This window comes from Kitasatospora sp. Ki12, from assembly GCF_054601375.1.
The window spans coordinates 1-21,303 of the sequence record NZ_BAAIHT010000009.1 but is presented as its reverse complement, the minus strand read 5'-3'; the positions used below and the strand labels follow the sequence as shown (position 1 = coordinate 21,303).

Genomic DNA, 21,303 nt, shown 5'->3' with positions numbered 1-21,303 from the left:
TCGCCCCGGCCCGTTGCCCCGGCCCGGGCGGGCGCCGGGGCGGCGCGTAGGCTCTCGTTCCATGATCGGAGACGACGGCCGCCCGGACGACGACCAGGGCTGGGAGGCCACCCTGCGCTGGGCCCGCGGCGCGCTCGCCCCCGGTGAGCGGATCACCGCGGTGACGGCGCTCAAGGGCGGCTGGACCTCGCGGATGCGCCGCCTGGAGGTGACGCGCCCCGGCGGCGCGGACCCGTACGCGCTGGTGCTGCGCTCCTTCGTCAAGCCGTTCTACCGCCGCCACGCCCCGGCCATGCTGGCCCGCGAGGCCGGCGTGCTGCGCCTGCTGGAGGCCGGCGCCGTCCCGGCCGCGCGGCTGCGCGCGCTCGACGAGCACGGCGCGGCCTGCGACCACCCGTCGCTGGTGATGACCCACCTGCCCGGCGGCGTGCGCCTGGCCGAGGACGGCGACACGTCCCGGCGCGCGGACCTGCTGGCCGCCCAGCTCGCCGCCGTCCACGCCCTGGAGGTCGGCGAGCGGGAGCGCCCGCGCGCCTGGCAGGCGTGGACGGCCCCCGACCTGGTGCGCGTGCCCGAGCACACCGCGCGCCCCGGCCTGTGGGCACGGGCGGTGGAGGCGATCGACCGGCAGGCGCCCGCGCACCGCTCGTGCTTCCTGCACCGCGACTTCCACCCCGGCAACGTGCTGTTCACCGGCGCCGGCGACACCCTCGCGGTCAGCGGGGTCGTCGACTGGGTGGAGACCTCCTGGGGCCCGGCCGACCTGGACGTCGCCCACTGCTCCACCGCCCTGGCCCTGCTCCACGGCCCCGCCGCCGGCCTCGCCTTCGCCGACCGCTACCGGGCGGCCGGCGGCGCCGTGCTCGCCGAGGACGGCGAGCACCTCTACTGGCGGCTGCTGGACGCCCTCGCCTACGCCCCCGACGCGCAGAAGGTCGCCGTCCCCTGGCGCGAGCTGGGCCGCACCGACCTGACCCCGGCCCTGCTGACCACCCGCCTGGAGGACTACCTGCAGGCCCTGTTCGACCGCTACGCCTGAGCGCCGGCCCGCCCTGACCCGACCCGGCCCACCCCGCCTCGCCTCGCCGAAGTCCCCGGCCCGCTCCGCCAATTCGCTCGACCCGGCCACGTCCTCGAGGAGACCCTACGGGCATGGAGTTCTTCTGCTACCACCGCGACCGGCCCGACTCCCTGGCACTGCGCCGTGAACTGCTGGAGGAGCACTGGTCCTACATGGACCGGTACGCGAAGGAGATGACCGCCCGGGGCCCGACCCTCACCGGCCACGGCGGCGCTCCCACCGGCAGCGTGCACATCCTCGACCTGCCCGGTCCCGCCGCCGCCCGCGCGTTCGCCTTCGACGAGCCGGGCTACCAGGCCGGCGTCTACCGGGACGTGCTGCTGCGACGGTGGCACAACCTGCTGGGGCGCACCATGTGGGACTTCCCCGGCGGCCCAAGCGGCGGCAACCGCTACCTCGTGCTGGGCCTGGGCACCGGACAGGCCGCCGACCTCGCCGTGCCGCCCGGCACGGGCGACCTCATCGCCTACGGGCCGCTGCTGTCCGACGACGGCACCGCCTGGCTCGGCACGGCCGCGCTGCTGCGCGCGCCGGACCCGGACACGGCGGGAGCCGTCCTGACCCGGGACCGGTACGCCACCGTCGAGGTGCACGACTGGCAGTTCGGCGGCCGCCCGTCCTGACCCGCGCCGCGTGCAGCGGGGCGGTCCCGGGCGGCGGGACGAGGCAGCCGTGCGCCGCCTCCCGCGTGAAACGGCCGCCCGGCCCCCGCGGACCCTGCCCGGCCGGCAGGGGGCCCGCGGGGGCCGGGCGGCCCCGGTCCTACGTCAGGTGGCGGGCGAAGAAGCGGTCCCCGTCCTCCACTTCGAACCACGGGGTGCCGGTGTGCCCGCCCGTGTTGGCGTGCAGTGTCTTCTCCGTGCTGGCGAAGGCGTCGAACAGGTCCAGGGCGCGCCCGCGGGGGTTGCCCTCGTCGTCCCACTGCAGCAGGAACAGCAGCGGGACGACGACCTGCCGGGCCCGCTCGCGCTGGGCGCGGGGCACGTAGCCCCCGGCGAAGAAGCCGGCGGCCGCGATGCGCGGCTCGGTCGCCGCCAGCTCGATGCCGACGGCCGTCCATCCGGAGTAGCCGACCGGGCCGGCGATCCCGGGCAGGGCGAGGAGGGCGTCCAGGACGGTCCGCCATTCCGGGGCCGCCCGGTCGACCAGCGGGCCGATGAACGACTCGAGGATCTCCTCCGTCTCGGCGGCCGGCCGGCCCTCCCCCATCGCCCGGCGCAGCTCGGCGCGGGAGCGGTCGTCGGCGGCGCAGCGGGGCCGGTCGCCGTGCCCGGGGGCGTCGATGGCGGCCACCGCGTAGCCGCGGGCGGCGCAGTACCGGGCCCGGGCCACCAGTCGGGGCTCTCGCCTGTGCAGGCCGCCGTTGTGGGCCGTCAGGATCAGCGGCAGGGGTGCGGCGGATTCGGGCGTCCACAGGGTGCCGGGGATCTCGCCGAGGGTGAACTCGCGGGCGAGGACGCCGTCGTCGAGGCGCTGCTCGGAGGTGAAGCGCATGGTCGTGCCTTTCGGGAGTGCGCGTGATCGGCGCTCCCGGACGACCTATCGCCCGGCCGTGACCCCGTGGGGGAGCACCCGTGTCTGTATCGCGTTCACGGGTACCACCTCCTCGTTCTCTCGCACGGCCTCCGGCACCGTAGCAGCGGCCGCCGCGGTCCGCCAACAGGTTTTCCGGCGCGCGCCCCGCCCCCGCGAACACCCCCTCGCGGCCGCCCCGGAACGCCCCTCGCCGCTGCCCCGGAACGCCCCTCGCCGTACGGGAAGCGGGGCCCGCCGGGTCTCGCGTACGGCGCGCGCCGAAGCTGCGGGTAGGGTCCGGGCATGCTCCTGTGGATCAACGGGCCGTTCGGCGGCGGCAAGACCCAGACCGCGCACGAGCTCCTGCGGCGGCTGCCCGGCAGCGTCCTGTGCGACCCCGAACACGTCGGGTTCGGGCTGCACCGCATGACCCCGCCCGCCCTGCGCGGGGACTTCCAGGACCTCCCGGCCTGGCGCCAGGGCGTCTACGAGGTCCTGGACCGGGCCCTCACCGGGCACGCGGGCCCGGTGATCGTGCCGATGACGGTCGTGGAAGCGCCGTACTTCCGCGAGACCGTCGGCCGGCTGCGCGAACGCGGCCACGACGTACGGCACTTCACCCTGCTCGCCACCCGGGAAACGGTGCTGCGGCGCCTGCGCGAACGCGGCTTCGGACACGCCGTCCGCCTGGTCGCCGGCAAGGACGCCCCGCTGCGCCGGGAGAGCTTCGCCCTCTCCCGGCTCGACCTGTGCCTGGAACGCCTGCGCGAGGAGGAGTTCGCCCAACACGTGTGGACCGACCGTCTCACCGTCGCGCAGGTCGCCGACCACATCGCCGCCGCCTGCGCCCTGACCCTCGCCCCGAACACCGACGGCCCGCTGCGCGGCCGGCTGCGCCGGGCCTGGACCGGCGCCCGCCACATCCGGTTCGACTGAGCCCCGCCCCCGCCCTCCGGGCAGCAGACCGGAGGCCGGGGCCGGTCACAGGTCCAGCCGCAGGTCCTCCTCGGCGGCCAGGACCTCGCCCCCGTAGGCGCGGCGGGCCTCGGCCAGCGCCAGGGCGCGGTCGGTGCCGGGCCAGAAGTGGGTGAGCAGCAGGCGGGCGGCGCCGGCGCGGCGGGCCCAGTGGCCGGCCTGGGCGGCGCTGAGCAGGTGCGGGTCCCGGGGGGCGGTGCCGCACACGGTGGCGCCGGCGATGAACAGGTCGGCGCGGTCGGCGAGTTCGGCCAGGGCCGGGCCGGGGCCCGCGTCGCCGCTGTAGGCGAGGGCCAGGCCCGGGGCGCTGAGCCGCACCCCCGCGTGGGGCACGTGGTGGGGCAGGCCGGCGGTGTCCAGGCGCAGCGGGCCCAGGCGGTGGGTGGCGGGGGCGGCGGGCAGGGGGTGGACGTCGAAGACGTCGTGGAGGTCTTCGCTGGGTTCCATCGCCTGGACGCGTTCGACGACGCCCGGCGGGCAGTACAGGGGCAGGCGCGGCGGGCGCGGGGCGGCGAAGTAGCGGGCCCGGCACAGGGCGCTGAGGTCGGCGCAGTGGTCGGGGTGGGCGTGGGTGATGACGACGGCGTCCAGGCCGAGGGCGCCGGTGTGGTGGAGCAGGCGGGGGAAGGTGGCGTAGCCGAGGTCGAGGGCGAGGCGGTAGCCGTCGTGTTCGAGGAGGAAGCCGCTGGCGGCGCGGCCCGCTTCGGGGTAGGCGGCACTGGTTCCGAGCACTGTCAGTCGGCGCACCGGGTGATGCTCTCACGGAGGGGGGAAGGGGGGTGAATCCTTTCTGGGCCGGGCCGCCTCCTATGGGCGGGCCCCGCGCGGGCCCGGTGGTGGGACGTTGTGGTGGGAGGTCGTCGTGGTGGTCGGTGTCGGTGTGGCCCTGGGCGCGGTGCTGGTGTGCGCCCGCGTGTCCGTGCCTCGGCGCCCGCGGGGCGGCGGGCGTGGCCGAGGACGGCGGGTGGCCCGGTGCGGACGTGGTCGCCGCGGCGCAGCGCGGTGACGCGCGGGCGCCGACCGGGCTGGTCACGGCCTCGCACCCGCATGTGCGGCGCTTCGCCCACTCGTTGTGCGCGAGCCGGGAGGACGCCGGGGACGCGGCGCAGGAGGCGCTGACCGTGCTGTACCGGCCGGTGGGCATGCTGCGGGCTTCCACGGCGCTGGGCTCGTGGCTGTTTCGCATCGTGCGCAACGAGTGCCTGCGCGGCGCCCGTTCGGTGCTGCGCCCGCACCCGGCGGGGCCCGGGGACGGCGGCGCCACGGGCGATGGGGACGGGGGTGCGGGCGGGGCGGCGGGCGGGGGTGCGGGCGGGGCGGCGGGCGGGGGTGCGGGCGGGGCGGCGGGTCTGGCGTCGGCGGAGGAGGAGGTGCTGCGGCGTCTGGAGGCGCGGCGGATCGCCGAGGCGCTCGCGGCGCTGCCGCCCGACCAGCGCTGTGTGCTGGTCCTGCGCGACGTGCGGGGCCGCAGCGGACGGGCGGTCGCCGAGGAACTGGGCATCGGGCAGGCCGCGATGAAGCCCCGGCTGCACCGCGCCCGCGCCGCCCTGAGGCACAGCCTGAGCACCGCCGAGGCCGAGGCCGAGGCCGGGGCACCGGCCGGGACCGGGGCGGGGGTGCCGGTCGCGGCGGGCGGGCGGGCGCGGTGAACGGGGACGGCGCCGCGGGCGGCGAGGACCGGCCCCGGCGCGTGCGTGCCCTCGCCGCCCCGTCACCCGGCGCGCGGCGCGGCCGGGTTCGGCGTGACGGTGTGGTGACGTTCGAGATCGGCATCGGCTGGAACAGCCCGCTGCCGAGGCGCACCGACGTCACGGTCCTCGACTGAGCACCGCGCCGGGACGTAGCCGGTGACGGCCGGCACCACCCGCCCCGCGCCGGCCCCGGGCCCACCCCCAGGGCCGCCGCGGGGCGCCACCGTTCGCTTCCGCGCGGGCCGGAGCGCGGGCGGGTCAGGGGCGTACGGAGTCAGTGGTGCGCGGAGTCAGGAGCCCGGGGCGCCGGTGCGTACGACGGCGTCCAGGGCCGGCGCGATGACGGCGAAGGACCGGTCGGTCAGAGCGGCGGCGTCCACCACCCCGCCGCCCCCGCCCCCGTCGCCGCGGTCCCCGTCGCCGTCGGCGCCGCTCCAGCGCTGCAGCACCGCGTGGAAGGCCGCCAGGGCCATGTCCGCGGCCAGCTGCGGGTAGAGCTCGGCCGCGGGTCCAGGCCGAGGCGGGCGGCGAGTTCGGCGGCGAGCGCGTCGCGCCACTGCGCCTGGCGTTCCAGGAAGCGGGCGAGCAGGGCGGGGGTGGTCAGGATCAGCCGCACGACGCGGCGGGCGCGTTCCTCGTGGCCGGCGCAGGCGGCGACCGAGCACCAGACGGCGTGCCGCAGGGCCACCGAGGGCGGTTCGGCCGCGGGGCGGGCGGCCAGTTCCTCGCGCATGGCGGCGCCCAGTCCGGCCAGGAACCGGACGACGACGTCCTCCTTGGAGGCGAAGTAGCGGAAGAAGGTCCGCTTGGACACGCCCGCGGCCGCCGCGATCTCGTCGACGGTGACGGCCTCGAAGCCCCCGTCCGCCAGGAGTTCCAGGGCGGCCCGGGTCAGCTCGTCGGCGACGAGCTGGCGCTTGCGCTGGGCCAGGGTGGCGGCGGGGGTGGTCACCGGGCCATCCTAGCCCCGCGCCATTCATGTCACGACACGCCAGTCTTGACACTTGGTGACATCGAGGGCAGCGTGAGCCACATGACTCGCAGTCACATGACCCGCAGCGACTGGACCACCGACCGCATCCCGGACCAGAAGGGCCGGGTGTTCGTCGTCACCGGGGCCACCGGCGGACTCGGCCTCGCCACCGCCCACGCCCTCGCCGCCAAAGGCGCCCGCCTCGTCCTGGCCGTGCGCGACGAGACCCGGGGACGCCACGCCGCCGACCTCCTGAGCGCCCGCCACCCCGATGCCCCGCCACCGGCCGTACGCCCCCTGGACCTGGCCGACGGCGCCTCCGTGCGCGCGTTCGCCGCCCGCCTGCGCGAGCACGGCCCGCGCCCCGACGTCCTGGTCAACAACGCCGGCGTCCTCGCGCCCCCGCGCACCCTCACCCCGCACGGCCACGAACTCCAGCTCGCCGCCAACCACCTCGGCCACTTCGCCCTCACCGCCCTCCTCCTGGACCTCCTCGCCGACGGCGACGACCCCCGGGTGGTCACCGTCACCTCCGCCAACCACCGCCGCGCCCGCATCCACTTCGACGACCCCGCCGGCGCCCGCTCCTACTCCCCGATGGACCGCTACAACCAGTCCAAACTCGCCGGCGCCCTCTTCGGCCACGAACTCCACCGCCGCCTGACCCTGGCCGCCAGCCCCGTGCGCAGCGTCCTGGCCCCCCCGGCTACGCCGCCACCGGCCTGCAGCACGCCACCCCCGTCCCCGCGGTGCGGCTGCTGTTCGGCCGCCTCCTACGCCCCCTGGCCCAGAGCCCCGAACGCGGCGCGCTGCCCCAGCTGTACGCGGCCACCGACCCGCAGGCCCTGGCGGAGCGCTGTACGGCCCCGGCGGCCCCGGCGAACTGCGCGGCGCCCCCACCCGCGTCCCCCTCGCCCGCGCGCCACCGACCCGGCCACCGCCCGGCGCCTGTGGGACCTGTCGGAAGACCTGACCGGCGTGCGCTTCACCCTCCCCCACCCCCACGAAGACCCCGACACCCGCCCGGCCCCGGCCCGCCCCGCCAGCCCTGACACCCCCACACCGGCGGGAACGGGCACGAGAAGCCGGACCCGCCGACTTCCAGCTCCGCGCCGACCCCAGACCCACGCGGATCCCGGCCCGGACCCGGCCGAACCGGCCAGAGCCGCACGAGAAGCCGGACAGGCCGACCTCCGGCGCCGCGCCGGACCCGGACCCGGACCCGGACCGAACTCCGGCACGGGCCGGGCCGCACCGGCGGGAACGGCACGAGAAGTCGGACCCGCCGACTTCCAGCTCCGCGCCGACCCCAGACCCACGCGGATCCCGGCCCGGACCCGGCCGAACCGGCCAGAGCCGCACGAGAAGCCGGACAGGCCGACCTCCGGCGCCGCGCCGGACCCGGACCCGGACCCGGACCCGGACCGAACTCCGGCACGGGCCGGGCCGCACCGGCGGGAACGGCACGAGAAGTCGGACCCGCCGACTTCCAGCTCCGCGCCGACCCCAGACCCACGCGGATCCCGGCCCGTGCCCGGCCGAACCGGCCAGAGCCGCACGAGAAGCCGGACGGGCCGACCTCCGGCGCCGCGCCGACCCAGGACCGGCTCGGGTCCGGGCACGAGAAGTCGGACGGGCCGACTTCCGGTGCCGGGCCGGTGTCCTGTTCGCGATGCCACCTTCGACGCCGCCTTCGACGAACCCCGACCGGTCCGGGCCGTCGTCCGGCCGGTCTGGACCATGGCCAGGACGGTGGTCCGCCGGTCCGTAGCCGATCTTCCAGTCGGCACGGACCCCGCAGAATCCGTCCGTCACGCACCGAAGGCCCACGGCGCCGGCCCCGGCGGGAAAACCGGGTGCGGGCCCCGGGCCGGGGCTGCTACGACAGCCGTATGGACGATCTTGTGACGGAACGCCTCATCCTGTGCCCGCTCGACCCCGCGCTGGCCCGGCGCATCGCGGCGAACGCCCCGCAGGCGGGCGACCGGTGGGAGGCCGGCTACCCGTCAGGAGCCGACGTGGCCGGTGCCCGCCGCTTCCTGGAGGTGTGCGGGCAGGACGGCGGGACGGGCCCGTTCGGCGCGTACGAGATCCGCCGGCGCGGCGACGGGCACGCGATCGGCGGGGCGGGCTTCCACGGCCCGGCCGATCCGCAGGGCGGCGTGAGCGTCGGGTACGGCCTGGTGCCCGCCGCGCGCGGCCACGGCTACGCCTCGGAGGCCCTGCGCGCCCTGCTCTCCCTGGCCCGCGAGCTCGGCGCCACCCGGGTACGCGGCGACACCGACCTCGCCAACACCGCCTCCCGCCACGTCATGGCGGCCTGCGGCATGCGCCCGGCCGGCCAGGACGAACGCCTCGCGTACTACGAGACCGTCTGGACCACGGCACCACCACACCCTGACCCGCCGCCACCCTGACCCGCCGCCACCCCGGCCCGGGGCCGGCGCCGGGCACCGCCCGCACCGGCCCCGGGCGAGGCGCAGGTCCGCGTCCGGCGAACGAACAGACCTGCCTGCAGTGCCAGCGACAGCCGTTGCGGGCCGGTGACACACCGCCCGGGCGACCACCCTCGGCCGGAGGATCCCCACCGGCGGGCACCCGGGCAGCGGCCCCGCCGGGCCCGGACCGGTCACCAGTCGCGGCCCGGACGGGACACGGACCGGGCCGGACACGGCGACTTCCCTTGGACTTCGCTCCGGGCCCGGCCGGGGAAGCGCCGGCCCATGGCGGCGCCAGCCCGCCGTTCCCGGGACACAGGACCGCGGCCCGGCTGCCCGACACCGGCAGCAGGTCGCGCCGTCACATCCCGCCCGTGGTAGGGCCCGCGGCGCCGCCGCGGCGACGGACCGTACCCGGGCAGGCCTCGATGCGGGAGGCGACGCCGTCGGCAAACCCGCCCGCACGCCGCACCCCGTCGGGCGCGCGGGCCGGACACCGGGGACCCGTACCTGCGGGGCGGGCCGCACGCCCCCTGGCGGTCTCCCGGCGCAGGACCTCCCGCCGGGCACGGGGCGTCGCCGAGCGGCCCGACCGGCGTTCCCACCCGGTGCGCGCCACCCACGACGGACCACCCGCCCACCTCGTCGCCCTCGCCCTCGCCCTCGCCCACAGCTACGGCTCCACCACCGCCGGCCCGGGCGCCCGGATGAACGGCGGCACCGGCCCCGGCCCCGGCAAAGCCTGCGACCCGCACATCGGCCCCGCACACGTCTGGGCCGGCGACGCCGAGAACGCCCCCGTCAGCCACCTGCCCGCCAAGAGCCGCGTCGCCACCGGCCTCACCCGGGCCCCCTCCTCGGCGACCCCCTCCACCAGACCTCCGGCCCCGGCGACGAGACCTGGTTCGACCAGGACCCCACCGGCGGGGAATCCGGCGCCAGCCGCTTCGCCGTCGCCGACGCCAAACCCCTGCCCTTCGACTCCCGCTCCGGCGACATGAACACCCCCGACCCGCACTCCCCCACCGGAGGGTCCGTCAACAACATCGGCCGGATCGCCGCCGGCCACCACGACCACGTCACCCGCCAGAACCACCGCCGACCAGCACAGACCATCCCCGCCCCCGGCAGGCCGTCCAGGCCCTCGACGCCCTCCTCTACGAAGCTATGTCCGCCGTCCCCCGGCTGCGCCACCGCGACGGCCGGCCCGGCTCCACCGGACAGCGCTCCACCGGACAGCGGGCCACCGGCCTCGACGTCTACTCCCCGGGCCGCGCCACCGCCACCCGCGAGCGCCACCTCACCACCAACGCCGCGCTCCTGTTCGGCGCCGCCGGCAACAGGCCACCCCCGTCCCCGTCATCCGCGACCCGTGACCCCTTCGGCACCCCCGCCCCCGAACCCGCCCCGAACCCGCCCTGCCCAACGGCACCCCCGACATCCCGGCCACCCGCCACGCCCCATCCGGTCCGCCTGACACCCCGCCCCGCCGGGCGGCACGCGGCCGGCGTGCGGCCGGTGTCCAGCCCGTGGCCGGCCGAGGGACGCGCCACCGGCGGGCAGTAGGATCAGCGGCGTTGCACACCCGTACACACACCGCTGCTAGGAGGCTTTCATGGCTCAGGTCACGCTGAAGGGGAACCCGGTCGAGATCGGCGGCGCGCTGCCCGCCGCCGGCAGCCAGGCCCCCGCGTTCACGCTGGTCGGCGCCGGCCTCGCGGACGCCTCCCTCAAGGACTACGCGGGCACCCGCAAGGTCCTCAACATCTTCCCCAGCATCGACACCCCCACCTGCGCCACGTCGGTGCGCACCTTCAACGCCCAGGCCGGCGCGCTGGAGAACACCGTCGTGCTGTGCATCTCCGCCGACCTGCCGTTCGCGCAGGCCCGCTTCTGCGGCGCCGAGGGCCTGGACAACGTCAAGACCCTCTCCACCCTGCGCGGCCGCGACTTCCACGACAGCTACGGCGTCGCCATCAACTCCGGCCCGCTGGCCGGCCTGACCGCCCGCGCCGTGGTCGTCCTGGACGAGAACGACACCGTCCTGCACACCGAACTCGTCGCCGAGATCGCCGACGAGCCGAACTACGACGCCGCGCTCGCCGTCCTCGCCTGACCCACCCCGCGCACCCGCGCGCCGCACCGCGCGCACCCCGACGGCGGCCCCGCCCCGGCCCGCACCCCGCCCCTCCCGGCAGGCACGCGGCACCGGCGGCCGGGCCGCCGCCCGCATCCCGGCCCCGCACCCCCGCCACCAGGACCCGGCCCCCGCCCCGCGAGCAGCCCGGCGATGGTTTCGTCGGGTCATACGGGTCCAGGCACGGAGTCCGTGAGGGCGATCAGCAAGCCGTCACGGTCCGTGCGTGTCTGCGACCGGGACTCACGCGGACCCTCCCGGTTCCCGCACGAACGGGGGCGCTACCTTGCCACCATGTGCATCTCGACCAGTGAGGCCGCGTTCTCCGGCACGATCGTGTACTGCGGTCGGCAGCACCACCCCGTGCACGGCCTCATCCATGTCCTGGGCTACCAGAACACCGCCGTCAACCTCGCGAGCGGCCCGAACGCGCTGCTGCTGCACCTGCCCACCGAGCGGCTCACCCCCGGGCACTTCCTCTCCGCCGGACGCGGCGCCGACGTCCTGGAGCGCATGGTCGACGCCGTTCGCCCCATCGCCGTCGCGGTTGACGAGACCGCGTGGATGAGCGCGCAGCCCCAGGCCGTCCAGGTCTTCGAGCACGACGTCTACACGGTGCTCCTGGCCGACGACCCCACCGCGATCCCCGCCGCCCTGCGGCAGGTGCCGGCCCACCGGCGCCCGTCCCTCGACCCGGACCTCCTGCGCTTCTACGCCGACCACTTCCCCGACCACACCGTCGCCGTCTGCTGCTTCGACAACGCCGACGCGCAACGGGCCCAACCCCTGCTGCTGTGGTACCCGCCCCTCGACCCCGACCAGCTGACCGTGCCGGCGCTGGACAGCCACACCGGAGCGGCACCGGATCTCGACGCCCTCGTGCCCGTGGACCACTGGGTCCTGCTGTCCAGCGACGAGGCCCCCCGCGGCTGGGGCGAGAGCGTCGACTACCCCGAGGGCATGCGCCACAGCCTGCGCTCCTTCCTCCCCACCACCGTCATGGGCCAGTACTACGGCGGCGGAGAAGCCATGCCCAACGCAGACTTCACCATCAGCCACCTCGACCTGCTCGCCGGCGACCTCGACCGCATCGAGCGCCGCCGGCCGGCCCGCCGCTGATCCGCAGCGTGGCGGCGCTACCGGTCCGCGAGCCGACACCCGGTCACCGTGGCCGCCGGCCGGCCGCGGTCAGTCACCAGGAGCCGCTCGCGCGGCAGCGGTGGCCCCGCCCCGCCGGACATGCCGCGCCCGAGCGCCTTCAGGCCGTCGACGCGGCCTTCGACCGGGCCGGACGGCCAGTCGGTGCCCATGCCGTGGACGACGGCGTCAAGACCGGGGGGCGGTGCGGCGGCGAAGCCGGCCGGCCCGGCCCGGCCGTCCGTCCGTCCGTCCGTCCGTCCGTCCGTCCGCGCGGCCGCTGCGGGCAGGCCGAGGACACGGGCAAGGGCGGCGAGGCCCGCACGCTCCGGCACCACCCGGGGACGTGACACCGGCGAAGGCGACACCGGCGCCGGTCACCGGCGGCGGCCGAACGGGACGGCGTCGCCGCCGCGGTGCTCGCAGTCCCCGGCGCCGGCGCGGCGCGCCGATCGCGGCGCCGTCGCGACGGTGGGCCCGGCCGGGCGCCCGGCACCGCGCCCTGATCCGCCACAGTCCGCAGGACAGGGCCCGACGGCCCCGCCCCACCGCGCCCCGGGCGCAGCGGGAGCACGGAACTGCGGGATTGCGGTGCTGCGGGACGCGGGCGCCCCGGTGGGACCGGCCCTGCGAGGCAGCGGGCCGGGCCCGCACTCCCGCCGGCCCCTGGCCCCCCGGTGGCGCCCGGGTGTCCGCGCCGGCGAGTTTCTGGCCCCACCGAAACGGTTTCGCCCGGCCCGTTTCCGGGTCGTGCGGGTGAGGGTGCGGGGCGGTGTCGAGACGGACCGGGCCGACGTGGCCCCGCCCCTGGCCGACGCCGTCGGGCGGCCTACGGCTTCGGCGCCGCGGCCGGTGCGGGCAGGTCGAGGACGCGGGCGAGGGCGGCGGTGACCGGACCGGCGTGCTCGGGTATCCGCCGGCGGGCCCAGGCGGTGGCCAGCGCGAGGAAGTAGGTCAGGTCGCGCTCGGCGCCGGCGAGCAGGTGGCGCAGCTCGGTCACGGGCAGCTCGATCACCGGGCTGCCGCTGTGCTCGGCGTTGACGGTGAGCCGGACGGTGTCGCCGAAACGTTCGGCGACCGGTGACACGGGCTCGTGGCCGAACCCGAGCAGGCCGCCGCCGTCGGCGAACACGTGCCAGTCGCGCCAGTCCTCCAGCCCGTCGCAGCAGCCGGGCAGGAAGGCGACCCCCGTCGCGTGGTCGGTGACGCGGAGGCCGCCGGCCGCGTAGAGGTGGTCGAAGGTCAGCAGTCCGTGCAGGAAGGACTGGAGCGGGTCGGCCGGCCGTGGCGGCCGGTCCCCGTCGGGGTCGATGTCGTTGCAGGCGGTGATGCGCATCACCGCCGTCCCGACCTCGGCGGGTGAGAGTGCGCCGTTCAGGGGCAGGAAGGCGAACGGCTCGACCCCGGCGATAGGCCAGAGGTCGAAGTCCTCGGGGGTGTTGATCTCCAGGACGGGCTGCATCACGATCACCCGGCGCAGTGTTCCGCACCCTTGCCCGTACCGCCTCTGGATGACGCCGGGCATCCGGCCTCTTGCGACACCTGACCGGGAGGAGGGCCGGACACCTTCGGGCTCTCGCGTGACGGCGAGGCCTGGAACTCACCCCGTCCTCCCGGGGCCGAGAACCACCGTCCTGAACAGCCGGGGCTCCCGCGGCGCCCGGGGCTCCCTCGGTGCCGTGACACCGCAGCCGCGAGGCGCTGCCCCGCCTCCCGTGCCCGGCGGGCCCGGGCGTCCTGACGGCCCGTCCCCGGCCCCGGCGGCCGGCGCCGCCGGGCGGCGGGCCTCGTCGCGCACGGGTGCCCGCGTACCCACGTGCCCGCCGCGGCGCCGCGCCCCCAGGCCCCGGGCGCCTGCCGCGGGCCCGGGCGTCCTGACGACCCGTCCCCGGCCGCGGTGGCCGCGGCCGCGTCCGCGGCCGGCGCCGCCGGGCGTCGGGTCAGGCCGCGAAGGCGGCGAGGAGCTTGTCGGTGAGGCGTTCGAGGTAGTCGGGGCGGTGGCGGTGTGGACGACGGCCAGGCGCCAGTACAGCGGGCCGGCGAGGAGGTCGAGGGCGATCTCGTGGTCCACGCCGGCGGGCAGCTCGCCGCGCTCGACGGCCCGTTCCAGCAGCTGGGCGGCCTTGCCGCGGCGGGTGTCGCGCACGGCGCCCAGCAGCACCCGCGCCAGCTCGGGGTTGCGGCCGCTCTCGGCGATCAGGTCCGGGACGATCCTGGACGGGAGCCGGTGGCGCAGCGCGTCGGCGGTGGCGGTGAGGAAGGCGAGGACGTCGCCGCGCAGGGTGCCGGTGTCCTTGATCTCGGTGGCGTCCACGGCCACGGCGCGGACCAGGGCGAGGGTCATGTCGAGTTTGGAGGGCCAGCGGCGGTAGATGGCGGCTTTGCCGGCGCCGGCGCGTCGGGCGACCGTTTCCAGGGAGAGGCGGGCGTAGCCGACGGCGGCGAGTTCCTCGAAGAAGGCGGCGGCGATGGCCTCGGTGACGGAGTCCTGGAGGACCGGCCCGCCCGGGGTGCGGCGCACGGCAGCCACGGGAGCCCCAGGGGCCTCGGGGGCGGCGGAGGTGGCGGGGGCCGCGGGAGCCTCGGGGGCCTCGGAGGTGGCGGGGGCCGCAGGAGTGGCAGGGGCTTCGGGGGTGTGCCGGTGGTGGGGGCGGGCCGGGGCGCGGGGGTGGCGGGCATGGCCCGAACCTACACCTGGCGGAACGCTTGCGTCTCGACTGGGAGGGGACTAGCGTCATAGGCGAGACGGAACGGTTCCGTCTCGCCTACGGGTTGGGAGTGCACCATGCGGTTCCTCTTCGAGGACGAGTCGTTCTCCTTCGAGACGCTGCGGGCGGCCGGGTTCGCCGGCGACGGCGGCGCCGACCTGGGCGAGGTGGTGGCCTGCGCCGCCAGGATCGGCGAGGGCGACGAGCAGGCCTGGCTGCGGGAGTGGAAGGCCACCGCGCGGCGCGCGCACGCCGTCGCCGAGGACGCCCTGGCGGCCGGGCACCGGGTCAGCGCCCGCGAGGCCCTGCTGCGCGCGTCGAACTACTACCGCACCGCCGAGTTCTACCGCCGTGACGACCCCGCGAACGACCCCGAGGCCCGGGAGCTGTCCCGCCTCTCCCGGGAGACCTTCGCCGCCGCCACCGCCCTGATGGACACCCCGGTGGAGGCCGTGCGCATCCCCTACCAGGACACCACCCTGCCCGGCTACCTCTTCCTCGCCGACGACTCCGGCGCCCCGCGCCCCACCGTCGTCTTCACCAGCGGCTTCGACTCCACCCTGGAGGAGTCCTACTTCGCCGTCGCCGCGGCCGCGCTGCGCCGCGGCTACAACGTGCTCGCCTACGACGGGCCGGGCCAGGGCGCGGCGCTGCGCGAGCAGCACCTGGTCTTCCGTCCGGACTGGGAGGCGGTGGTGACCCCGGTCCTCGACTGGGCGCTGACCCGCCGCGAGGTCGCCGCCGACGCCCTGGTCCTGTTCGGCTACAGCCTCGGCGGCTACCTGGCCGCCCGCGCCGCCGCCCGCGAACACCGCCTGGCCGCCCTGGTCCTGGACGACGGCCTCTACAGCTACGGCCAGGCCCACGACCGGTTCCTGCCCGCGTTCCTGCGCACGTGGACCGAGGACGGACGCGACGACCTCGTCGAGCCCGTCATGCGCCTGCTCATGCGGGAGAGCACCCAGCTGCGCTGGGCCCTGCGCAACGGGGTGTGGACGTTCGGCGCCTCCTCGGTCGCGGACTACCTGCGCCGCACCGCCGACTACACCCTCGAAGGCCTCGCCCACCTCATCACGTGCCCCACCCTCGTCCTGGACGCCGAGAACGACCAGTTCTTCCGCGGCCAGCCCCAGCAGGTCCAGGCCGCGCTGACCTGCCCGCACACCCTGATCACCCTGACCGAGGCCGAAGGCGCGGGCGAACACTGCCACATGGGCGCCATGGCCCGCTTCCACCAGAGCGTCTTCGACTGGCTGGACAGCACCCTGACCCCCGCACCCGCGCCCGCGCCCGCACCGGCGCCGCGCCTGGCACACCGGCCCTGACACACCGGGCCCCGCCGTCCGCCCCGCCGCAGGCCCTGCCCTCACCCGCCGGCGCGCGAGGACACGACGCCGCGCGAAGGCACGACGCCGGATGAGGGCACGGCGCCCGCCCCCCCCGCACCGCCCCGCACCCGCCCCGGTGCCGCCCCGGCGCCCGTTCCGGGCACCGCCGTCCGCCCCACCGGGCCCGCGAGCACCACGGCACCCGGGCACCGGACCTCCCCTGTACCGCGCCCCCGGACACCCGGACCCCGCAGACCCGGATCCCGCGGGAGCACGGCGCCGGATCTCCCGGGCAACCCGGACCCCGAAGCACCGAAGCACCGGACCCGCGGGAAGCCGCCCCCAGACCCGCACCCCCAGACCCGGGCCCCGCGGGAAGCCGCACTCCCCCCGGCCCCGGGCACCGCGGGAGCGCGGCGCCGGGTGTCCCGGGCGGCCTGCGCCCCGAAGCACCAAGCACCGGCCCGCGGGAAGCCGCCCCCAGACCCGGGCCCGCGGGAAGCCGCACTCCCCCCCCCGGCCCCGGGCACCGCGGGTGCGCGGCGCCGGGTGTCCCGGGAGCCGGCCCCGGTCCCGCCGTCCGGGGCGTCGCGGACGGCCGGTGCGCGGCCCTGGAACGGGGTGCGCCCCCGTCCCCGGGCAGGGGGCCGGGGACGGGGGCGCGGGGTGGTCCCGTCAGGCGGGCGGGAACCGGGGGGCGGGGCGGTGAGGGTGGCGGGAGGCCGCCCCGGGCCCGGCCCGGGGTGGCGGGCCGGGCCCGGGGTGGCCAGGGGACGGTGAGGGGTGGTCAGGGGGGACGGTGAGGGGGCCGGTCAGGTGATGGAGGCCCCGGAGTCGATGCTGATGACCTGGCCGGTCATGCAGTCCTGGTCGAGGAACAGGGTGATCGAGCGCGCCACCTCGCTCGGGGTGACGAACCGCGGCACCGGCACCTTGTCGCGCATCCCGGCGACGACGTGCTCGGGCAGGGTGTCCGTCATACCGGTGATCATGAAGCCGGGCGACAGGGCGTTGACGGTCACCCCGCGCCGTCCGCACTCCGCCGCCAGGGTGCGGGTCAGTCCGATCAGCCCGGCCTTGGACGCCGAGTAGGCGGTCTGCCCGGCGGTGGCGATCAGCGCCGACGGCGAGACGATGTTGACGATCCGCCCCCACCGCGAGCGCAGCATCGCCGGCACGCACGCGCGCGCCGTGTGGAAGGAGCCGACCAGGTTGGTGTCGATCACCTGCCGCCACTGCGCCGGGTCCTGCATCGCCATCAGCGAGTCCTTGCGGATCGCGCCGTTGTTGACCAGCACGTCCACCGGCCCAAGCTCCGCCCGGATCTCCTCGTACATCGCGGTGACCGCGCCGTAGTCGGACACGTCGCCGGTGACCAGCACGTGCGGGTTCGCCAGCCGCGCCGCGGTCTTCTCCGCCCCCTCGCGGGAGCTGTTGTAGTGGACCGCGACCCGGCAGCCCGCCGCGTCCAGGGCCACGGCCAGCTCACCACCCAGCCCCCCGGAGGCACCGGTGACCAGCGCCACCGGGGAATCCGGTCGCGTGCCGAAGGCGTCCTTGCCGCTCATCGCGCCCCTCCCCACGTCAAAAGGATCGAGCCCCACGTCATGCCGGCGCCGAACCCGGCCAGCAGCACCGTGTCCCCGTCCTTGATCCGCCCCGCGTCCAGCGCCTCCGCCAAAGCGATCGGGATCGACCCCGAGGCGGTGTTGCCGTAGCGCTCCAGGTTCGTCACCAGCTTCTCCGGGCCGATCCCGGTGTGGGAGAGCACCGAGTTGATGATGCGGATGTTCGCCTGGTGCGGCACCACGTGGTCCACGTCGGCCGCCGTGACCTTCGCCTGCTCCAGCGTCTCGCGGATCGTACGCACCGTGTACCGCACGGCGTTGAGGTAGATCTCGTTGCCGTTGATCTGCGCGTAGTGCAGGCCCTGGGCGACGGTCTCCGCGGTGGTGGGCATCCTTGAGCCCCCCGCCAGGACCTTCAGGCTGTTCTTGCAGCTGCCGTCCGCGCCCAGGTTCCACGCCCGGATCCGCTCCACCGGGCCCGGGGTGAGGACCACCGCCCCCGCCCCGTCCCCCACCAGGATCGACAGGTCCCGGTCGGCGGGGTTCGCGGTCTGGGTGTGGGTGTCCGAGCCGATCACCAGGATCGGCCGCGGGTCCATGCGCATCAGACCCGCCGCCGTCACCAGCGCGTACACGAACCCCGCACACTCGGAGTTCACGTCGTGCGCGCTGCCCGCGATACCCAGCTCGTCATGGACGAACGCCGACGTCGCCGGCGAGGGCTGCTCCGGAGTCGCCGTGGCCACGATCAGATGCGCGATGTCCGCACCCGTCAGCCCCGCCCGCTCCAGAGCACGGCGCCCCGCCTCCACCGCCATCGACGCCGTGGTCTGCCCCGCACCCACCGCGCGACGCTCACGGATCCCGCACCGCGAGACGATCCAGTGCTCGTCCACCCCGAACCGCTGCGCGAGGTCCGCACTGGTCACCACCGTCTCCGGGACCCACATCCCCCAGCCGGCGACGTCGAAACCACTCATCACCCGACCCCTCTCTCCCCGCCCCCGGGGCTCAGTTCGCCTCGGCCGGGACGAGCGCCAGGATCCGCTCGTGCACCACCCGCAGCGTCGTCGTGTCGTCGATGTCCGCGAACAGCGACTCGTCGGCCGGAATGTGCGGGTACTGGTTCTGGAACCCGTACAGCCACTCCATCAGGTCCAGCGAGTCCACATCCGCGATGTGCTGCAACGCCGCGTCCGCGTCGATCTCACGCGCACCGGACACCGCCTGCAACTGCTGCGCCAGGTCCTCGATGGTGGGGATCTGAGACATGGGTGATCGTTTCCTCTCCTCGCCCGCCCCCAGGACGGGGAAACCGGGCGGCTGTCAGATATGGCGTCGAACAACGGAAGGGGAACCACCGCACCCACCCCCCACCCACACCGCCCCGCACCCGCCCCGCACCGCGCCCGCCCCACGGCCCCCTCGACACACCGGCATGCCCGGCACAGGCACCCACGAGGACCACGAACAACGGACGAGCGGACGAGCGGACGAGCGGACAACGGAGAACCGGAGAACCGGAGAACCGGAGAAGCGGACGAGCGGACGGCAGGCGACGGACAGTCCCGAGAACACCGGCACCAAGCCGGCGACGGAACCCGAAACCACCCCCCGCACGGGCAGGAGCGGCACAGGCCCGGACAGACACCCGCCACCCCCGCAAGGGAAGCGGCCCGGCCCGCAGACCGCGTGTCCTGTCGAGACCGCATGAAACCCGCGCCCGCGCAAACGCCCCGCAACCCCCACCCCCCGACCCCCTTGCGCACCGCTTGCGAGACACACGCTTACCTGACCCACAACACACCGCACCCGCACGCACACCGGCACACCGCACCACCCAGGCCGGCCCGCCGGCCCGCCACCCGGCACCCATGTCCGACGGCCGCCAGGCCCAAGCACCACCCGGCACCCGGACCGCCGTGCGCGAAGGCCACCAGGCCCAAGCACCACCCAGCACCCGGACCGCCGTGCGCGAAGGCCACCAGGCCCAAGCACCACCCGGCACCACCCGGCACCACCCGCACCAACCACCGCAGCCCGCACACCGTCGGGCGACGCACCACCCGCGGCGCACCACACGGCACCACCCGTCCGGGCACCACGGCACCACCGCCCGGACAGCACGACCTGGACCGTACGGCCGGCACCGTCCGAACGGCCCGCGCGCCACGGCACCACCCGCCCGGACAGCACGACCGGGCACCAACAGCCTTATCCCGCACGACCGTCGGGCAGCGCACCACCGCCCGGCAGCACGGCCCGGACCGTAACGTCCAGACCCTGCGTCCGGACACCAACCGCCTCAGCCCGCACGCCCGTCGGGCAGCGCACCACCGCCCGGCAGCACGGCCCGGACCGTAACGTCCAGACCCTGCGTCCGGACACCAACCGCCTCAGCCCGCACGCCCGTTGGGGCGGCGCACCACCGCCCGGCAGCACGGCCCGGACCGTAACGTCCAGACCCTGCGTCCGGACACCAACCGCCTCAGCCCGCACGCCCGTTGGGGCGGCGCACCACCACCCGGCAGCACGGCCCGGACCGTAACGTCCAGACCCTGCGTCCGGACACCAACCGCCCTAACCCGCACAACCGTCGGGCAGCGCACCACCACCGGCAGCACGGCCCGGACCGTAACGTCCAGACCCTGCGTCCGGACACCAACCGCCGCAGCCCGCACGCCCGTCGGGCAGCGCACCACCACCCGGCAGCACGGCCCGGACCGTAACGTCCAGACCCTGCGTCCGGACACCAACCGCCCTAACCCGCACAACCGTCGGGCAGCGCACCACCACCCGGCAGCACGGCCCGGACCGTAACGTCCAGACCCTGCGTCCGGACACCAACCGCCGCAGCCCGCACGCCCGTCGGGCAGCGCACCACGCGGCAGCACCGGTCCGGGCGACACGGCCCGGACCGTAACGTCCAGACCCTGCGTCCGGACACCAACCGCCGCAGCCCGCACGCCTGTTGGGCGACGCACCAATGCGGCAGCAATGCGGCAGTACCGGTCCGGGCGACAGAACACCACCGCCCCGGGCCGGCCAGCCGGCACGCGGGCCGCCACGGCGCCCGCCGCACCGGCCCGCCCGCCTCCCGCGGACGGACCGGCCCACGCCAGGCCCCGGCCGCACCAGGCCGCACCGCACCGGGCCGGGCCGCTATCCGTAACCGTCCATTCCCGTCACCACCACCCGAGGGGCCCCATCCCATGACCACCGTCGAAGCCCGCTCCATCAACCCGACGTCGAGGCCATCCGCCACCACTACGAGGTCCCCAACGAGCTCTACCGCCTCATCCTGGGCCCACCATGATGTACTCCGGCGGCTACTGGGAGGACGGCGAGGACCTCGTCGCCGTCCTCGACGAAGCCCAGGAACGCAAGCTCGACGCCTTCACCGACCTCGCCCGCGCCGCCCACACCGCCAAGGTCCTGGACGTCGGCTGCGGCTGGGGCACCATGCTCAACCGCCTCACCACCGTCCACGGCGTCAAGCGCGCCGTCGGCGTCACCCTCTCCCGCACCCAGGCCGACTTCGTCGACGCCCTGAACAACCCCGCCATCCAGGCCCGCGTCGAAAGCTGGGAAGACACCCGCCTCGCCGACGGCGAAGAGGCCTACGACGCCGCGTTCTGCATCAACGCCCTCGAACACTTCGTCCTGTCCTCCCTCACCCCCAAGGAGCACACCCAGCGCTACCGCGTCTCTTCTCAAGCAGATCCACTCCCTCCTCAAGCCCGGCGCCCGCT

At 76.2% G+C, this 21,303-nt stretch carries 20 protein-coding genes and 2 pseudogenes; 13 read left to right on the top strand and 9 right to left on the bottom strand.

What is annotated here, in order from left to right:
- Positions 1 to 61 precede the first annotated feature (61 nt).
- Together ACYP53_RS43825 and ACYP53_RS43820 are read left to right on the top strand one after the other, a co-directional pair.
- Positions 62 to 1,039, top strand: coding sequence for a phosphotransferase family protein (locus tag ACYP53_RS43825; protein ID WP_459651525.1), 978 nt, complete (start codon positions 62 to 64; stop codon positions 1,037 to 1,039).
- Positions 1,040 to 1,152: 113 nt separating this feature from the next.
- The gene (locus ACYP53_RS43820) at positions 1,153 to 1,704 is read left to right on the top strand and encodes a YciI family protein (RefSeq protein WP_459651526.1); all 552 of its coding nucleotides are present in this window, start codon (positions 1,153 to 1,155) and stop codon (positions 1,702 to 1,704) included.
- Between the two features lie 139 nt (positions 1,705 to 1,843).
- Here ACYP53_RS43820 and ACYP53_RS43815 read toward each other — a convergent pair whose 3' ends face one another.
- A complete protein-coding gene (locus ACYP53_RS43815) occupies positions 1,844 to 2,575 on the bottom strand; it encodes a dienelactone hydrolase family protein (RefSeq protein WP_459651527.1) in 732 nt (243 codons plus the stop codon).
- 324 nt (positions 2,576 to 2,899) lie between these two features.
- Here ACYP53_RS43815 and ACYP53_RS43810 point away from each other — a divergent pair, with 324 nt between their 5' ends.
- On the top strand, positions 2,900 to 3,532 hold the full coding sequence (locus ACYP53_RS43810) for an AAA family ATPase (RefSeq protein WP_459651528.1): 633 nt from the start codon (positions 2,900 to 2,902) through the stop codon (positions 3,530 to 3,532).
- A gap of 45 nt (positions 3,533 to 3,577) precedes the next feature.
- On the opposite strand, the gene ACYP53_RS43805 is transcribed toward ACYP53_RS43810, so the two are convergent.
- Positions 3,578 to 4,318, bottom strand: a complete 741-nt coding sequence (locus tag ACYP53_RS43805) for an MBL fold metallo-hydrolase (protein WP_459651529.1) — start codon at positions 4,316 to 4,318, stop codon at positions 3,578 to 3,580.
- A 200-nt stretch (positions 4,319 to 4,518) separates the two neighbouring features.
- On the opposite strand from ACYP53_RS43805, the gene ACYP53_RS43800 reads away from it, so the two are divergent.
- Positions 4,519 to 5,220, top strand: coding sequence for an RNA polymerase sigma factor (locus ACYP53_RS43800; RefSeq protein ID WP_459651530.1), 702 nt, complete (start codon positions 4,519 to 4,521; stop codon positions 5,218 to 5,220).
- A gap of 41 nt (positions 5,221 to 5,261) precedes the next feature.
- Positions 5,262 to 5,396 carry a hypothetical protein gene (locus ACYP53_RS43795; protein WP_459651531.1) on the top strand — a complete coding sequence of 45 codons (135 nt, stop codon included), beginning with the start codon at positions 5,262 to 5,264 and terminating at the stop codon, positions 5,394 to 5,396.
- A 156-nt stretch (positions 5,397 to 5,552) separates the two neighbouring features.
- Here the strand turns inward: ACYP53_RS43795 and ACYP53_RS43790 are convergent.
- A pseudogene (locus ACYP53_RS43790) lies at positions 5,553 to 6,214 on the bottom strand (TetR family transcriptional regulator).
- 96 nt (positions 6,215 to 6,310) lie between these two features.
- Here ACYP53_RS43790 and ACYP53_RS43785 point away from each other — a divergent pair.
- The 6 genes and pseudogenes from ACYP53_RS43785 to ACYP53_RS43760 all read left to right on the top strand — a co-directional run.
- Positions 6,311 to 7,222, top strand: a pseudogene (locus ACYP53_RS43785) (oxidoreductase); the annotation flags it as partial.
- A gap of 905 nt (positions 7,223 to 8,127) precedes the next feature.
- Positions 8,128 to 8,652 (top strand): GNAT family N-acetyltransferase, encoded by a 525-nt coding sequence (locus ACYP53_RS43780; protein ID WP_459651545.1) that lies wholly within the window; start codon positions 8,128 to 8,130, stop codon positions 8,650 to 8,652.
- A gap of 629 nt (positions 8,653 to 9,281) precedes the next feature.
- The gene (locus tag ACYP53_RS43775; RefSeq protein ID WP_459651533.1) at positions 9,282 to 9,674 is read left to right on the top strand and encodes a hypothetical protein; all 393 of its coding nucleotides are present in this window, start codon (positions 9,282 to 9,284) and stop codon (positions 9,672 to 9,674) included.
- 166 nt (positions 9,675 to 9,840) lie between these two features.
- Positions 9,841 to 10,239, top strand: a complete 399-nt coding sequence (locus tag ACYP53_RS43770) for a hypothetical protein (protein WP_459651534.1) — start codon at positions 9,841 to 9,843, stop codon at positions 10,237 to 10,239.
- A gap of 49 nt (positions 10,240 to 10,288) precedes the next feature.
- The gene (gene tpx, locus ACYP53_RS43765) at positions 10,289 to 10,789 is read left to right on the top strand and encodes a thiol peroxidase (protein ID WP_189925276.1); all 501 of its coding nucleotides are present in this window, start codon (positions 10,289 to 10,291) and stop codon (positions 10,787 to 10,789) included.
- A 315-nt stretch (positions 10,790 to 11,104) separates the two neighbouring features.
- Positions 11,105 to 11,929 (top strand): hypothetical protein, encoded by an 825-nt coding sequence (locus ACYP53_RS43760; RefSeq protein WP_459651535.1) that lies wholly within the window; start codon positions 11,105 to 11,107, stop codon positions 11,927 to 11,929.
- A gap of 17 nt (positions 11,930 to 11,946) precedes the next feature.
- Here ACYP53_RS43760 and ACYP53_RS43755 read toward each other — a convergent pair whose 3' ends face one another.
- The 3 genes from ACYP53_RS43755 to ACYP53_RS43745 all read right to left on the bottom strand — a co-directional run bounded on the left by ACYP53_RS43755 (position 11,947) and on the right by ACYP53_RS43745 (position 14,468).
- Entirely contained in the window at positions 11,947 to 12,300 is a 354-nt protein-coding gene (locus tag ACYP53_RS43755; protein ID WP_459651536.1) for a hypothetical protein, read from the bottom strand.
- 476 nt (positions 12,301 to 12,776) lie between these two features.
- Complete coding sequence (locus ACYP53_RS43750; RefSeq protein WP_459651542.1) at positions 12,777 to 13,409, bottom strand: hypothetical protein; 633 nt, start codon at positions 13,407 to 13,409, stop codon at positions 12,777 to 12,779.
- Positions 13,410 to 13,547: 138 nt separating this feature from the next.
- Positions 13,548 to 14,468: a TetR-like C-terminal domain-containing protein gene (locus ACYP53_RS43745; RefSeq protein ID WP_459651537.1), complete on the bottom strand. Its 921-nt coding sequence runs from the start codon at positions 14,466 to 14,468 to the stop codon at positions 13,548 to 13,550.
- Positions 14,469 to 14,732: 264 nt separating this feature from the next.
- Here ACYP53_RS43745 and ACYP53_RS43740 point away from each other — a divergent pair, with 264 nt between their 5' ends.
- Positions 14,733 to 15,980 (top strand): alpha/beta hydrolase family protein, encoded by a 1,248-nt coding sequence (locus tag ACYP53_RS43740; protein ID WP_459651538.1) that lies wholly within the window; start codon positions 14,733 to 14,735, stop codon positions 15,978 to 15,980.
- A gap of 815 nt (positions 15,981 to 16,795) precedes the next feature.
- On the opposite strand, the gene ACYP53_RS43735 is transcribed toward ACYP53_RS43740, so the two are convergent.
- Genes ACYP53_RS43735 through ACYP53_RS43725 form a run of 3 tightly spaced genes read right to left on the bottom strand, consistent with a single transcriptional unit; the run spans position 16,796 to position 18,823 of the window.
- Positions 16,796 to 17,551, bottom strand: a complete 756-nt coding sequence (locus tag ACYP53_RS43735) for an SDR family NAD(P)-dependent oxidoreductase (protein ID WP_189920736.1) — start codon at positions 17,549 to 17,551, stop codon at positions 16,796 to 16,798.
- Positions 17,548 to 18,531, bottom strand: coding sequence for a 3-oxoacyl-ACP synthase III family protein (locus tag ACYP53_RS43730; protein WP_459651539.1), 984 nt, complete (start codon positions 18,529 to 18,531; stop codon positions 17,548 to 17,550). Before ACYP53_RS43730 ends, ACYP53_RS43735 begins: the two co-directional genes overlap by 4 nt.
- Positions 18,532 to 18,562: 31 nt before the next feature.
- Entirely contained in the window at positions 18,563 to 18,823 is a 261-nt protein-coding gene (locus ACYP53_RS43725) for a hypothetical protein (protein ID WP_189920732.1), read from the bottom strand.
- 2,040 nt (positions 18,824 to 20,863) lie between these two features.
- On the opposite strand from ACYP53_RS43725, the gene ACYP53_RS43720 reads away from it, so the two are divergent.
- A partial coding sequence (locus tag ACYP53_RS43720) for an SAM-dependent methyltransferase (RefSeq protein ID WP_459651544.1) occupies positions 20,864 to 21,303 on the top strand: 440 nt, incomplete at its 3' end.